Source organism: Bradyrhizobium ivorense (assembly GCF_900696085.1).
GTDB lineage: Bacteria > Pseudomonadota > Alphaproteobacteria > Rhizobiales > Xanthobacteraceae > Bradyrhizobium > Bradyrhizobium ivorense.
This window is the reverse complement of sequence record NZ_CAADFC020000015.1, coordinates 18072-33460: the sequence shown is the minus strand read 5'-3', so window position 1 is coordinate 33460 and position 15389 is coordinate 18072. Positions and strand designations below refer to the sequence as shown.

Annotated in this window: 14 protein-coding genes; all 14 read right to left on the bottom strand. The window is 62.6% G+C overall.

The window, feature by feature from the left end; genetic code table 11:
• Positions 1-2298: SdrD B-like domain-containing protein (locus CI41S_RS19785; RefSeq protein WP_210242677.1), on the bottom strand; the 2298-nt coding region annotated here is incomplete at its 3' end.
• 714 nt (positions 2299-3012) lie between these two features.
• Complete coding sequence (locus CI41S_RS19780) at positions 3013-3510, bottom strand: hypothetical protein (RefSeq protein ID WP_244626606.1); 498 nt, start codon at positions 3508-3510, stop codon at positions 3013-3015.
• Positions 3511-3682: 172 nt separating this feature from the next.
• Positions 3683-4219, bottom strand: a complete 537-nt coding sequence (locus CI41S_RS19775) for a tetratricopeptide repeat protein (protein ID WP_172628112.1) — start codon at positions 4217-4219, stop codon at positions 3683-3685.
• 213 nt (positions 4220-4432) lie between these two features.
• Positions 4433-4831, bottom strand: coding sequence for a hypothetical protein (locus tag CI41S_RS19770; protein ID WP_139861208.1), 399 nt, complete (start codon positions 4829-4831; stop codon positions 4433-4435).
• A 12-nt stretch (positions 4832-4843) separates the two neighbouring features.
• Positions 4844-6532, bottom strand: coding sequence for a type II and III secretion system protein family protein (locus CI41S_RS19765; protein WP_139861207.1), 1689 nt, complete (start codon positions 6530-6532; stop codon positions 4844-4846).
• A gap of 473 nt (positions 6533-7005) precedes the next feature.
• Entirely contained in the window at positions 7006-7428 is a 423-nt protein-coding gene (locus CI41S_RS19760) for a TadE/TadG family type IV pilus assembly protein (RefSeq protein ID WP_139861206.1), read from the bottom strand.
• Positions 7425-8780: a pilus assembly protein TadG-related protein gene (locus CI41S_RS19755; RefSeq protein ID WP_139861205.1), complete on the bottom strand. Its 1356-nt coding sequence runs from the start codon at positions 8778-8780 to the stop codon at positions 7425-7427. The genes CI41S_RS19760 and CI41S_RS19755 overlap by 4 nt, the downstream gene beginning before the upstream one ends.
• A gap of 8 nt (positions 8781-8788) precedes the next feature.
• On the bottom strand, positions 8789-9241 hold the full coding sequence (locus CI41S_RS19750) for a hypothetical protein (RefSeq protein WP_139861204.1): 453 nt from the start codon (positions 9239-9241) through the stop codon (positions 8789-8791).
• A gap of 83 nt (positions 9242-9324) precedes the next feature.
• Complete coding sequence (locus CI41S_RS19745) at positions 9325-10212, bottom strand: type II secretion system F family protein (protein ID WP_139861203.1); 888 nt, start codon at positions 10210-10212, stop codon at positions 9325-9327.
• On the bottom strand, positions 10209-11141 hold the full coding sequence (locus CI41S_RS19740; protein ID WP_139861202.1) for a type II secretion system F family protein: 933 nt from the start codon (positions 11139-11141) through the stop codon (positions 10209-10211). Before CI41S_RS19740 ends, CI41S_RS19745 begins: the two co-directional genes overlap by 4 nt.
• On the bottom strand, positions 11138-12565 hold the full coding sequence (locus CI41S_RS19735) for a TadA family conjugal transfer-associated ATPase (RefSeq protein WP_139861177.1): 1428 nt from the start codon (positions 12563-12565) through the stop codon (positions 11138-11140). The genes CI41S_RS19740 and CI41S_RS19735 overlap by 4 nt, the downstream gene beginning before the upstream one ends.
• Complete coding sequence (locus CI41S_RS19730; protein ID WP_139861176.1) at positions 12562-13761, bottom strand: CpaE/TadZ family protein; 1200 nt, start codon at positions 13759-13761, stop codon at positions 12562-12564. Before CI41S_RS19730 ends, CI41S_RS19735 begins: the two co-directional genes overlap by 4 nt.
• Positions 13758-14714, bottom strand: a complete 957-nt coding sequence (gene cpaB, locus CI41S_RS19725; RefSeq protein WP_244626605.1) for a Flp pilus assembly protein CpaB — start codon at positions 14712-14714, stop codon at positions 13758-13760. Before cpaB ends, CI41S_RS19730 begins: the two co-directional genes overlap by 4 nt.
• A 13-nt stretch (positions 14715-14727) precedes the next feature.
• Complete coding sequence (locus CI41S_RS19720; RefSeq protein WP_172628111.1) at positions 14728-15234, bottom strand: A24 family peptidase; 507 nt, start codon at positions 15232-15234, stop codon at positions 14728-14730.
• Positions 15235-15389 lie beyond the last annotated feature (155 nt).

Below are 15389 nucleotides of genomic sequence, written 5' to 3'. Positions count from 1 at the left end.
GTACAGGTTGATGGTGATCCCGGAGATCGGCGTGTTCTCGCCGGCGTCGTGAACGCCGTCGGCGTCCGCATCGAGCAACTTGATGCCGTTCACCGAGGCCGGCTTGTAGTTCATGAAGGTGGTACCGGCATCGACCCCGTGGGTCTCGCCCGAGGCCAGCGTGATGGCGACGTCGACATTGTCCTTGGTGACATAGCCGCCGCTCAGCACCTCCTCGACAATGTACTTGCCGGGATCGAGGTTGCTGAACGACCAGGTGCCGTCGGCCGCGGTCGTGGTGGTCTTGAACGGCGAGTCTTGGGCGTCGTTGTCGAGCACGCCATCGCGCTCATCGGCCTGCAGCACGCCGTCGCCGTTGAGGTCCTTGTACAGGTTGATGGTGATCCCGGAGATCGGCGTGTTCTCGCCGGCGTCATGCACGCCGTCGGCGTCGGCGTCGAGCAGCTTGATGCCGTTCACCGAGGCCGGCTTGTAGTTCATGAAGGTGGTACCGGCATCGACCCCGTGGGTCTCGCCGGAGGCCAGCGTGATGGCCACGTCGACGTTGTCCTTCGTCACATAGCCACCGCTCAGCACTTCCTCGACAATGTACTTGCCAGGAGGGAGATTATTGAACGACCAGGTGCCGTCGGCCGCCGTCGTCGTGGTCTTGAACGGGGAGTCCTGGGTGTCGTTATCGAGCACACCGTCGCGCTCATCGGCCTGCAGCACACCGTCGCCGTTCAGATCCTTGTACAGGTTGATGGTGATCCCGGAGATCGGGGTGTTCTCACCGGCCTGCTTTACGCCATCGGCGTTGGCGTCGAGCAGCTTGATGCCGTTGATCGAGCCGGTCTGCAAATTGCCGAAATCGAGATTGTGGGCGTCTTGCCCATCGGTCAACGTTACGCTGAACTCACCTTCCGCGTTGTTGGGGGCCGACTGGATCCATCCCGCTTGCGGAATCTCGCGGATCGTATAGGTGCCCGGGGTGACAAAGAACCGGTAATAGCCGATCTCGTTGGCATCGGTGGTGTCGCCATCGTTGTCGAGGTCGATGCTGCCGGTGACGACCGACGGTTCACCCGGATCAAGAACGTTGTTGTTGTTGAAGTCCAGATAAACGGTCCAGCCGTTGAGCGCCGGCTCGGTCGCCGTCTGCCAGACGTGATCGCCGTTGAGATCATTGAACTTGTGGCCGTCGATGACCTGCCCGATCTGCCGGTTCCATTCCTCGAACCCGTCGTTGTTGGTCCACTGGCTGGTGGCCGAGTGCTCCCCCTGCTTGTCGATATAGGTATAGTCGAACGTGCCGGGCTCATAGCCGAATGCCGAATACAGGTAGACAAAGGTCTTGCTGGTGTCGAACGCGCTGATCGGGACCAGCATGGTCATGTCGGTGGTGTTGCCGCTGCCCGACTGCAGGCTGCCGTTGAGCCCGATGAACTTGTCGCCGCCCGCGTCGAGATTGTAGATCAACGTGGCGTTGTCAGCGGCCGGAAACGCGCCGGTGCCGGCGGCTGGCGTGGCTCCGGGGGCGTAGTCGTTCAAGGTGGCGGAGTTGGCCTGCCAGATTTGCAGCGCGTTGAGCGACAGCAGGGACTTGTCGGCGGCGTTGAGCTGATTGATATCGAGCTCGAAGCGATAGTAGCCGACGCCATTGACGAATTCGATCGGCAGGTCGGAAAGCTTCAGCGAATGGATGAAGTTGGTGCCGCCCTTGCCGGCGTTGTCGAGCAGGAAGTCGTTGAAGTCGGTGTTGTAACCTTGCACCTGATCGGTGTTGCCGCCGATCTGAGAGAATGGGTCAAGCAGACCCGTACCGGCACCGACTGTGACCTGATCGCTCGAGAAGATTGCCGTCACGGTTCCGCTGGTGATCGTTCTGGTGGTCTGGAACGTCAGGTCGACCAGCGTCGAATCGGTGAAGCTCGTGGTCGCCTTCAGGCCGAGCGCCGGCTCGTCCGCCGTCAGCAGGAAGGATTGGTTGGCCGCGTCGGCGTTGACGTACCATGAGGTCGTGATGGTGCCGTTGACGACGCCGTCGAGATCGCCGGCGCCGCCGTCGGTGACGATCCAGGGATCTCCGCCGCTCAGCGGCGCGCCCAGTTGATCGTCGATCGTGCCCCAGATGCCATCCGGGCCCGGGCCGATCGAATGCCAGACCGTGAACTGGACGGCGCCGCCTGGCGCGACTTTCGTCGCGGTGAAGGTCGCCGTTGATCCGGGTGCGTAGTCGGAGAGATCGGTGCTGACCAGGAGCAGGTCGTCGCTGAGGACATAGGTACCGGTCGCGGAGTCGAATTTGTACGTCGCCATAGCAAATCTCCCTGCTCACATTTTTTCACGGCAGTACGGGCACGCTCCATTTCCAGAAAATTCCGACCGGCTCGATGTTGACGCGCAATCGCGCGCTCCGCGGAAGCGGGTGCTCCACGGACGGCGGCCAACTCGACAGACGCGGTTTCTCAGAAGTTCGTCGGCCCGAACGGGCCAGGCATTGCCAACGTCATTCCAAATCAATCATCAGGCTACCCTCCCGGGTGCACCGCAATAATCACCTGCGGATCGCACTTGACGTCGTGGACGCACCCAACGTGCTTCCAACGACAGCGACCGCATCCACCCAAAATTACTTGCACTCGAAATAAAAATAGCCGGAGGCGCCGATCAGGCACGTTCCAGCCGACTATGACGATTGCTCGTCCTTACGTCGCATTACGCAACCTTTGACCTCAACCACAGCCCCGTCGACGTGGGCACGCAACAATTCACTGCATTAAGTCAATAGCTAAACACCTGCATTTCTAATTGTAAACCACTTTTTAACGATGGGCCGGCGGCCTGCCGGATGCGGGCGGCCCGATCGGTCTCTACCTTTGCGTGAACTCTATGATGACATCTATCTAACGTAGAGTACGCATTTGGCTTGCGCGCGATGATGCAGAAGCCCGCAGGCTTCATGGCTGGAGCCAAATCAAATTGTGAATCCACGTCATCTGGAAGCGCGGCGCGCGTTGACGCCGACGCTGATCAGGCAGCGGTCGACGCAATCGTCCAGCGGGGTCGCAGCCACCTGGCCAACGCGCAGATTTCCTGTCCCACTGCCTGGAAATAAAGCAGATGCGTGATCGCAAAGGACAGCAGGCAAGCCCCAAGAATGGTCGCCATCACGTACAACCCGGCGCCGGTCGGCACCGCGACCGGTCCAAGCGACGCATGCGCCGAGGTGGGCACGCCGTACTGCCAGGCGTAGACCAGAAAGCCCGCATAGCCTGCGCTGAGGTGAGTTGCGATGGTGAACGCAGGCCTTGCCCTGACGACAAGCCCGAGGCAGGCCAGCAGGAACAGCGGCAGCGCGACGCCGAAAAACTGCAAGCCGTCGATCCCGACGAGCGAGCCGAGCAATGCGTGGCTGCGCTGGAAGATGCCGAAGATCCGGAGATTGACGAACCAGAGCAGTTCGGAACTCGGCGCATATTGCAGGGCCAGCGCCGCCAGCTCGGCGCCAAGCGTCGCCGCGAACAGCACGCAGGGTCCCAGGAATTGCAGCTTGAAAAGGCGATTCATGAAACAAGCCATGGTCAGAAAATGACTGGCTTGTCTTAGGCCCGAAACCTTTTAACTAGTCTTAACGGCTTCCGGCGCGGGCCGCCCCCGGCCGGATAGCGTTGACGGCACGTTATCGGCCGAAATGATCGGGCTACGGCTGGTTGTTCGGCGGCCGCTCGATGAACTTCCGGCTGCCGTTGAGCAGTTCGAGATTGTTGGCGATCACCGGATTGCCCGGGTCGAGCGAATAGGCCTCCTCGAACTTGCGCCGCGCTGCGCTGAGATTGCCGCGCAGCATGTAGGAATAGCCCTGATCGTTCAGCACCTGGACGGTCTTGCCGCCGAGGCGGATCGCCTGCGCATAGGCCTGATCGGCGAGGTCGAAGCGGCGGATCCGGTCATAGCTCGCCGCAAGCCCGACCCAGGCGGTGACGTCCTTCGGTGACTTCTCGACCGCGTCCTTGAAATAGCGCTGCGCCATTCCGTAATTGCCGCGGTTGAAATGCTCCAGGGCGACCCGCACCGGCTCGTCGGAGGGATAGTATTTGACGTCGGTCGGCTCCTGCACGGGGTCGCCGCCCGGCGGGTCTACGGGCGCGACGATGGCGGCCTCCCGCGTCGTGTAATCGCAGGCGGCAAGGCCTGCGGCCAGCCAGCAACAGGCGAGCGGTAGAATGAGACGACGCAATCCGCGTCCCACGCTCCGGCCCCGGCGAACCACCTGCATCATCCCAAAAACCATCTCGAAACAACCTACGAGTAACAGGCGGCCTGCCGAACAGCTCAGCGCCAGACCCTCACGTCTCAATTCCCAAGCCTTCTCCAAAGCCTCCGCCCCTTGCTCGATCAGGCCCGATCCAACGCGGGCGGCAGCGCTCGAGGGGCTGAGGTCTTCGGCTCCTTATCTGCCGCCTCCGACCCCGACGGCCACCGATCCTCCGGTCCCCGCGCCCAATCCGGTCGCGTTGACATTCTGAATTGTGGTGACGGGCGGCGGCTGGCCCATCGCTTCGGTCGGATTGCCCATGTCGGGAAGCTGATCCAGCGGGCGCTGCTGATAGCCGTAGCGCGTCACGGCGCCGCCGGTGCGCCGCGCGTCGTACGCGATCCGGCGGTCACTGACATTCCGTGGCCATGGATGGATCGTGTGGGTCGCAGCATTGACTTCCTTGGCGTTGCCGGCGCTCATCGTGATGGTGTCGGAGCGCTGGAAATAGCGGTCCATCTCGTCATGACCGGCAACCCCGTAGCAGCCGCCGAGCAGGACGGGTGCGAGCAGTGCCAGGTACCTGATGGTCATCCCTCGCCTCCTCTAGTTCAGGGTCTTCACGACCGGCTGGTTTGCACCAACGGCCGGCGGCGGAACGGGCACGATCGCGTTGGGCGCGATGATGTGGCCGTAGGGTCCTTTCACCTCGCCGCCGGAATTGACGTAGTCGTCGTAGCGCTTGCGGACTTCCATCTGGCCATTGAGGAAGAAGTCGACGTCATTGGCCGGCAGGCGCGAGTCGAGTGGCGACGCCAACTGCTGGCCGGGCACCGCCGGCGCCACCAGCCGCGGCGTCACGATGATCACGAGGTCGGTTTCTTCCTGCTGATAGGACTTGCTGCTGAACAGGCTGCCGATCACAGGCACCGAGCCGATCCAAGGCAGTTGCGAGACGTCCTGGCGGTTGCGGGTCTGCAGCAGGCCGGCAATCGCAAAGCTCTGGCCGTCGCGCAATTCCACCGTGGTGCGCGCGTCGCGGCGGGTCAGCGCCGGGACGCTGGTGCCCTGGATCGTGATCGCATTGTTGAAATCAAGCTCGCTGACCGACGGCTCGACCCGCAGGTTGATCACGCCGCGCGACAGCACGGTGGGCACGAAGGCCAGTTCGACGCCGAACTTCTTGTATTCGATCGTGACGGTGGGAAAACCGCTCGTTGTGTTGCTCGGAATCGGCACCGGAAACTCGCCGCCGGCCAGGAAGCGCGCGGCATCTCCGGACAGCGTGGTCAGGTTCGGCTCCGCCAGCCGGCGAGCCAATCCCTTGGTTTCCAGGGCCGTAATCAGCAGATCGACCGAGCCGCCGTTACTGGTCCTGATGATGCTGGTCAGCAGACTTCCAAACGGGGCTGGAGATATGCCGCCGGCGGCGCCGGCGAGCGTTCCCAATGTACCGAGTATCGGGAGGCTACCAGTCGGATAGGCACCCACATTATCGCTGCTGGTTGTGCTAGTTGTCGTGGTAGTTCCGTTGACGGTCACACTGCTATTACTGTTTATCGAGTTGCCACCAATGGGCACACGCCCTGCTGTCCTGACGCCGCCAGTCCCCGTATTCCCGACATTGGTCCCGTTCGCGTTCGCCGCATAGAGGTTCACACCGAGGTCGCGGCCGGCCTGCCGGTTGACCTCGAGGAAGCGCACCTCGAGCATCACCTGCTGCGGCGCGGCAACGGACATGGCGTTGACGACGATGCCGCCCTGCGGAACGATGCCCTTGGCAATCGTCAGCGCCCGCTCCGCGGCGACCGCATCGGCGGCCACGCCGCTCAGCACCACCTGGCCTTCAGATGAAGAAACGCGAATGCCGCGCGTGCCGGTGCCGGCCTGGATGTTCTGCTGCACGTTGGTGACGTCGATGGTCACCTCGACGTCGAGAATGCCGATCTGCTTCATCGAGCTGTCGAACAGGATGACGTTGGTGGTGCCGGTCTTCTTGCCTTGGACGTAGATCAGGTGGTCGGTCAGCGACTTCACGTCGATGATGTCGGGCGAGCCCGCGACGATTGACGAAAATGGCGTGTCGACCCGGAAGGTGCGTGACTTGTTGACCGTCACCCTGACGCGCTGGACGTCGTTCATCTCGCTGACAAAGACGCCGCTGGAAGAGCCCCGCCGCTCTGCCGCCCGCGCGCGATCAGCGGACGGGAAAAAGGCGAGCGCACTGCCAAGAGCCACCAGGCTCAAGGCGAAGAGACCACGTTCCGCGCTACCCCATACGCGACCGCTACCCATTTCGAATCCCCTCCACCGCGAATATCGCGGCCATCCGTAATTTTACGGCTCCCCCGGCGTCCGGATCACTCTCCCATGCACACTACGCCGTGGAGCTTACAATGCGTCCGATTACAAATAGTTACCTACAAATTCCCGTTCCTGGCGCGCTGGGCAGGGAGTGACCCCTTCCGCCCGGGCCCGTCCCGGGCACCCGCCAGCCGCAAAACGCGACCTATGGATAATCCCCTGCCATGCGTGGTTTGCAAGGAAAGACCGTCGCCGGGTTGCGGCAACGCAAGAGAAAACTCCCCGATGTTGCCAGCGCGCACCACTCCGGCTGCCCGCCGGCCTGCCGCACGGCGCGATTGCTGACGTTGCCAGCCTAGAAGCGGACAAATCAGATCGGTCTGTTGAGGTGACTGGCTCGGTCCGGGGCTTCCGTGATTCTCGCTTCACGTGCTCCCGGGGAAACCCGGCGGACGCAAGCTCTCTCAGTTCGGCAGTGGAATCTTGGTGGAGGCGCTCGGGTTGTTGAACGATGAGCCCCATATCGTCGGAAACATCATGGTGAACCCTTGCAGCGACGCGGTTACTGTAACTTGAGACGTTCCCGTCACCGTCGTCACTGTGGGCGTGAGACTGTTGGCATAGAGGAATGGGGCAAGCGCTCGCTTCGTCGCGTCGGGCAGGTAGTCACCGCTACAGGTGACGCTGGTTGCTGTCTTGAGTGCTGCGTCGCTGTAGCAAGTGTCGAGCATGGCTGCCCGCGCACCAGCGCCTGCGAGCGCCCGCAACGACTGCATCGCGATGGCGTAGCGTCCGAGATCGAAGATGGCAAAGATCAACGCAAAAATCGCCATGGCGACGATGCAAAACTCAAACGCCGCGGCGCCGCGCTGGTCGGGTATTTTCATTGCCATTGCTGCATCAAACGCACGGTTTGAACTGTAGGCGTGGCTGCCCCGTCTGACTTGCATTTGCTGTTGTCCAGTTTCGTGTCGCCCTGAAACGTCACACCGTATGCGATGACCTGGTAGCAACCCGGACTGGGGGCAGTCGACAGGCTGTTGCCTCCGTAAGTGACGGGAGTGTTCGGTATATAGACCGTGCCATTGAAATAGCTGCTTGAGTTACCGGTGAGAGTAACGCCTCCCTTCGTGTACGCCTCACCATCATAGATGACCAAGTCTACCATCTTGCTCAGAACTGACGAAAGCGCCGGCGGCCCCGCAGGATTCTTCACTGCCGTGAGCTGGATCAACGGGCCGCCATTGACCGACAGCGTTGCGCTCCCGATCAGTATCAAGGTGGCGCCAAGCGTTCCGGATGTAACAGTCGTCGAAGAGCTGCTTATCTTGATGGTTCCGCTGCAGAAGTAGTACGTGCCGTTTAATGTGCCGCTTAGGTTCAGGTTGCCGGTCGGCGCATTGCAGCAGGAACCGGATTCATACGACTGCAATGAGGCGCACTGCCCCGCTGTCCCGCCGGGGAAATCCGATGTCTTCAACTTGGCCAACGCCGTGCCGACTGCACTGAGCGGATCGGGGATTGGCTGCTGATACGTTTGCACGCCCGTGCATTGGCTGCCGCCCGTCTGGGAACAACCGCCGACCGTGTAGCTCGGCGCACTCACCTGAATGCCGTTATTGCCGACGAAGCCGATCGCGTTTGACGCGGAACTGTCCGACGAGATACCGCACGTCGTCGACGATACGGTAGGACTACCCTGAAAGGTAACAGAGTCCTTCAAGGCCAGCACACATGGAGGCTTCGCCATACTATCAATCTTGGCGACTGCCGTCGCGGCCACGGTGATCGTCGACAAGCCGAGCGCCTTGGCGATGTATGCCGGCTGCTGCTGGCTAATGGTGGCCTGGACGTAGGTCCCCGCGGCCCCGTTCCACGAGGTCAGCGAAGCGACCTGCACGGTCTGCGAAACTCCGCTCCCAAGGCTCGTCGAACATTTGGATCCGGAATAGGACGTGTCGCCGGAATTGCAGAACGCGTTCTGGGCTGCAGCCTGCTTGCCGCGGTAATCATAGGCTTGTGTGTTGTTGCACGATACGCCGGGCTGCGGAGCGGTGTCGCAAGCCAGCCGCAAGGCGCCCGAATAGGCGGCCGCATCGGCTGCACTCTGGGCGCGCTGCTTGGTGACGTACCACGATCCAGCCTCGCCGCCGAGTGCCACAAATCCGATCACGGGCACCAGGGCAATGACGGTTGCGAATGCGACTGAACCTCGACGGGAGCGGAGGATGTTGCGCATGGGGCGTCCTATTGAAATCGCTCTGAGTAAGACAGGGTGAACGAACAGGGATTGCTATTAGTGCTGTTGCACAACCACGTCCTCGTTACGATCGGCGCCAACGTGATCGTTGTTGAGTACACGTAGTATTTCGGTTGGTCGGGACCGGAGTTAGCCGACGTGCAGGCAGCATTGCTCTCGCCGCAAATGAGCTGAATGCTGGAAATCGGATACTTGCTGTCGGCCTTGGCCGTCGCGGTTGACGACCAGGAGGACGCGTTCGTGACGTCTGGTGGCGGAGAATACAGGATCGATTGCCCGAAGTTACGCAATGCCTGCCGCGCGGAGATAAACTGGAAGCCGGCGATCGCAATGTCGGCAAGCGGCAGAAGGATGATCAACATCAGAAAAAGCCAGATGGCCGGCACCTCCAATGCGGCGGCGCCCCGCTGATCCGCCAGGAAGGAAACCCTGCGGCTCATGACAGACCTCGATCGGGTCGAAAGCTTCTCATGGCCAAAGTCTCAATGGTGACCACGCTCCTGGCTCCGGTCCGCGTTTGCGTTCATTTGAACGCCTTGATGAGGTTCAGCATCGGCCCGCCGCCGAGAATGACGAACATCGCCGGAAGCAGGAACAGCACCATCGGAACGGTCAGCTTGGCGCCCAGCTTGTGGGCCTTTTCTTCCAGCTTGGTGATGCGTTCGCGGCGGAGGTCGGCGGCGATGCTGCGCAGCGCCTGGCTCAATGGCGTTCCGTATTGCAGGCTCTGGCTGATCATGGTGCCGAAGCGGCGAAGCCCCTCCGACCTCGCGCCCATCTTCTCGAATGCGTCGAAGCGATTTGGCAGGACCCGCAGATCATCGAGAAGATCGGTCAGGACGCGGGCCATGGGCGGATTGGTCTGGACGATTTCGGCCGCCACGCGCTGCAGGGCGCTCTCCAGGCCCATGCCCGCCTCGCTGCACACGACCAGCAGATCGATGGCATCCGGCATGCCCAGCCGAATCGCGGCATCGAAACGCCGCTTCAGCACCATCATGATCAATCGCGGTCCCATGATCCCGAGCACCAGGCCGACCAGCGTGAAGACCAGCGCGTTCGCGTCCAGAACCTGCGCCAGCAGGAAGGCGACGATCGGACACGCGAACATGCTGAAGATCTTGACACCGATCCAGATCGGCAAGACCCGATGATGATTGAATCCCGCCGATTGCAGGATGGTTCGCAGTTCCTCGATGTTTTCCTCGGCATAGAAGCGCCGGTAACGCGCGCCCAGCGTTGAAAACCAGCCCACCACGTCCCTGGAGCGTACCGATTGGTCAGGGATACCCAGCACCGCGTTCGACACCCGTGCGTCCAACGCACGAAGGTGCACTTCGCGGATCAGCAACAGCAGAGTCGCGGTCGCAGCAGCGATGGCAAGGGCGATCAGGCCGAGACTTGCGGTCATAGCGCGGTATTCCTTCTGATCATCCAACGGATCACGAAGTGCCCAAGGATCACCGAGGTCACCGCGTAGCCCAGCATCGTGTTTCCGGTCGGATCATGGAACAGCACGTCGATCATTTCCGGGTTGAGCGCGTAGATCACCCCCGCGATGATGAACGGCGCGGCGACAAGTGCGCGTGACGAAAAGATCACCTCGGCCGCCAGCGCCTTGGCGCGCGCGGCCATCGCAACACGCTGCCGCACGGTCTCCGCCAGCGTCTGCAGGGTCTCGGCCAGACTGCCGCCCGACTTCAACTGCACGGCAAGCGTCACGGCAAAGATGCCATACTCCGTGACTTCGGTGCGGCGATAGATGCCTTCCACCACCTCCTCCGGAGGCCTGCCCAGATTCAATTCGCTGCATGCGATCGCGAACTGTCCGGCGGTCGGCTCCGGCATCTCTCGCGCGATGGTCCGGAATGCTTCGTGGACCGGCAGCCCCGATCGCACGGTGCTCGTGACCAGCTGGACCGCGTCAGGCAGTTGCCGGAACAGCCCGTCGGTAAAGCGGCGTTGCTGCCATTTGAACAGACCTCGCACCGTCATGACGGCGACGAATGCCGCCGCGAAGGACACTTTGCCGGTGGAGAATCCCAACAGGCCGACGGCATTGAAGGTCACCGCTCCCGCGAAGATGCCGGCAATCACCACATAGGCCGGGTGCAAGGCGTAAGGGACACCGGGCCTGTAACCGGCCAGGCGGTACAAGAGCTCGGAGCGCGATCCGGTCTCCGCACGACGAATGGACGGCAGGTCGGCCGACCGCGACGCCGGCAAAGCCACCGCGAGCTGGCGGTCGATGCGCCGCTGTCGGGCGTCGAGCCACAACGTCGTACACGCTGCGCACATCAGCAGCCCAAGGACGGCGACGATGACGGACACTGGTATCATATCTGCGCCATAGCCTCGGCCCAGGCCCGCTCGAGTCCGTAATAGGCAAGACGGCTCTTGAACTTCGGGACCGCGTTGGTGGACTTGTAAACGCCTTGTATCCTGCCGTGAACGTCCTCTTCCTTGTACTCGAACACGGCGATGTCGTTGGTGGTGATCACCTCGCCTTCCAGGCCGACCACCTCGCTGATCTGGACGATGCGGCGCTGGCCATCCCGCATGCGTTCGACCTGGACGATGAGGTCCAATGCAGCGACGATCTGGGTCCTGATCGCCCGCGGCGGCAGATTGGCTTGTCCCATCTGCACCATGTTTTCGACGCGCGTCAGGGCGTCGCGGGTGCTGTTGGCGTGCACCGTGGAAATCGAGCCGTCGTGACCCGTGTTCATTGCTTGCAGCATGTCGAACGCTTCGATGCTGCGCACCTCGCCGACCACGATCCGGTCAGGGCGCATGCGCAGCGCGTTCCACAAGAGATCGCGCTGGGTCACCTGCCCGGTGCCTTCGAGGCTCGGCGGCCGCGTCTCCAGGCTGATCACATGCGGCTGCTGGAGCTGCAACTCCGCCGCATCCTCGATGGTGACGATGCGCTCGCCGTGGTCGATGAATTGGCTCATGGCGTTGAGCAGCGTCGTCTTGCCGGAGCCGGTGCCGCCGGAGACCAGCACATTGAGCCGGCAACGGGAGGCGAGCTCGAGCACCTGGCCGATGCCCGTGCTCATCGAGCCGTTGGCGATCAATCCGGCGATGTTCAGCCGCCGGGCCGGGAATTTTCGGATCGAGATGCAGGGACTATGGATCGCCAGCGGCGGCAGGATGATATTGACGCGGCTGCCGTCCGGCAGGCGGCAGTCCACCATCGGGCTGGATTCGTCGACGCGGCGGCCGACCTGCGCGGCGATCTTCTGCGCCACCGATGCGATGTGGTCGTTGTCGCGGAAGCGGACCGCGACCCGCTCCAGCTTGCCGGCTCGCTCGACATAGATGCTGCTCGGCCCGTTGACCATCACGTCGTTGATCGTTTCATCGAGCAGGAGCGGACGCAGCGGCCCGTAGCCGGTCATGTCGTCCGCGATCTCGTCCGCCAGCAGAAGCTGCTCGCGGCCCGACAGTTCGAGCCGTTCCTGGTTGGCGATGCCGTGGATGATTTCCTCGATCTGCCGCCGCAGAATTTCGCGCGGAACAGTCGCCGCCGCCGACGGCTCGATCTGCTCGATGACCCGCTCGCGCAGCGATGCCGACATCGCGGGATTATGATGGACGGGCTCCTCGCGCTTCGGCGGCAGGCTTGGCGCCGATGCAGGCGAGCTCGGCGGCGGCGAGCTCATCGTCGATGTCGCCAAGCTCGGCGGTTCAGGTCGGTTTGCCGTCAATGAAGGCAACCGGGCCGCCTGGTCGTCTGCGCGCCTTCCAAACTTTTTCATAGCCCAAGCAGCCTCCGCAAACGTCCCTTCCGCTTGGCGCCCCCGACGCCCGCGATCTCCCGCACGATCGGGGCAAGGTGCCGTCGCAATCCCTTGACGTGCTTGAGAGCGGGAATTCCGAGGTTGACGGCCTGGGTCATCCCCTTGCCGAGATCGGGGATCACCATGTCCGGCTCCGCGCCCAGGGCCTTGACGATCGTCGCCCTGGGAAGGCCGCCGGGCCGGTTGGCGCGATTGAGCAAGGTGAAGACCCGATCCTTGCCGGCGATGTTGGTGACGGCGGTGCGTAGCGCATGGGCATTGCGAAGCCCCGTCACTTCGGCTTCCAGCAGCACGAGGACGTGACGCGAGAGCGTGAGGACGGGATGCATCGCCGCCCCAAAGGGCACCGGCACGTCAACGACGATGTAGTTGAAGCGCTGACGGAGCAGACCCAGCACGTGGCGCACGCCCGCTTCGGTAATGTCGAGCTGTGCATCCAGATCCTCGTCGGCGGAAATCAGGCACACCTTGCCGTTGACCTCGATCCCCGCACGCTCGAGGAACAAGGTGTCTGCCCGCATCGGATTTTCCAGGGCAATCCGCAGTCCCGGCCCCGGCTGAACGCCGAGCATGACCGCGGTTTCACCGTTTTGCAGATGCAGATCGAGCAGTGCGACCTTGGCCTTGGTGGTCTCCGCGAGCTGCAGGGCGAGATTGATGGCGATGCTGGTTGCTCCGGCACCTCCCTGCGCCCCGCAGATCGAGACGACATGCCCGCCACGATCGACCTGCCCCGCCGGCGCGTCGCCGATCATCAGCTTCGGACGCAGCAGGTCCATCACTATGTCGCGCGTGAGCGGCCGCGGCAGGTACTCGGTCACGCCGATTTCCATGAGCTCGCGGTAGAACTGGATCTCCCTGTTCTCGCCGATCAAGGCCACCCGGACATCGGGCGGGCAGACGCTGGCCAATCGTTCCAGCTCGGTGAAGGGATCATCGATGCCGCTGATGTCGGCCACCAGCGCAAACAGCTCGGTGTCGGTTTCCAGCATCCGGATGGCATTTTTGATCGTGCCGCGCTTGATCGACAGGTTGCTGCCCTCGAGGCCTTTGCGCAGAGCCGCGGCACTCAGGTCGTCCTCGACGAAACAGACGACCCGGTCGCGCGCGATAACCGATACGGGTTCAGGCGTGCCTAGCATTGCCATGTTCATCTACTTTTCTCCTGTAACTTGCCGGCCGCCGCCGTTGTCGTCTGGCGGGCAACCTCGGGCGATCCATCGCAGCTGTCGCCCGTCACGCTATTGTCTGCGTATTCCTTCCTGACCGAGATCTCCTTGCGCTCACCGCCGGAGTGAACCACGATTGCCGTGGTCTGGCCGGCAATCGCATTCTGACGCGCAAGCTCAGGCGACACATCGCAGCTCGACATCGCGCCGCCGTCTGCCTTGTCCCACTGATCGACGGCTGCGCGCACGGCCAGCGAGAGCGTTCCGAGCTGCTTTGCGACCGTGATCTTCTTGACCTGGTCCGGCCCAAGCTCCAGCGACACGGTTTGCGCCTGCTTGCCCGCCACGGCGGCGATGCTTCGCCCGCCCTGCACGATCTCCTGGTCGATGGCGATGACCCGAACATTGCGCAAAACGGTTTCGCTCAGGGCGCGGCGGGCCGGATTTGCCTTCTCGAACACCTGGGTCAGCAGGACATCCACATAGTCGCCAGGCCTGATCAAACCGGAGACGCCCGACTCCTCGTCCACCTTGATGCTGATGGCACGGCTGTCCGGCGCCAGGACGCTGGCGAGGAAACCGCGATCCTTCGGGCGCAAGATGTCTTGCAACGTCAGGGGGCTGCCGGCGTCGACGAACTTGCGAACCAGCGAACCGGGAAGTCCCGCCTTGGAGTCGGGCGTATCGAGGATCGCGCCCGCCGGGACCTTGTCCGGCGCAGCTGTCCGCACCGCGAAGTCCTCGTCACGGGCCAATGTGCCCTTCGGTAGCGCACGCGCCGCGACGAAATAACCGACCGTTGCCGGCGCCGGCGCCGCCGCCACCGGCGCGCTTTCGGCGACCGCCACCGGGGCCTGTTTCGGCTGGTTCATGTTGAAGGCAATGAGCCCGAACGCGGTGGTTGCAAGCAGCAGCACTACGATGATCGAAAGGCGCAAGGCGGATGACATCTCAAATTCCTTTGCTCAAAATCGTCCAGATGCCACCGCAGGCTATGGCAACGCCATACGGCAGCGGTGCATGCCGCAGATGGCGCCAGCGCTCGACCGCATAGACCCGCCGCGCGAGCGACGATCCGGCGGGAGCCAGTTTCGGATATGGCAGGTTGCGCATCACCAGATGCGCGAGGGCAAGCACGCCGCCGGCCAGCGCGGTGACGGCCAGCAACTGGACCACGCCCGTCAACGGCAGGCCGACCGCCAGGGCAACCAGCAACTTGACGTCGCCGCCGCCAATCGCTCCCCGTGCGTAGACGGCCAGCAGCAGCAGAAACAGGATCGCAGTGACGATCAGCGATTCCGCAATCTGCATCGGGCTGGCCAATTGGCCGGCAATCCCGAGCAGCGCCAGCGCCAGGCAAATCTCGTTTCGGATCAGCCGTGTCGCGACATCGATCGTCGCCACATACAGCAACAACAGGATTTCCAGAATTGAGGCTATGGGAATAATCCAACTCATCAAAAGCAGGCCTCAGGAAAGAAAAAAGAATTGCACTTCTCGAAATGGATGATGTGAATTCCAACGTCTCCGCCGGACGCGACATCAAACTCCAGCTTGATTGGCGATGGCGGTCGCGTTCACCGCGGTCGTCGGCATCGCCTTGACGTCGTTGC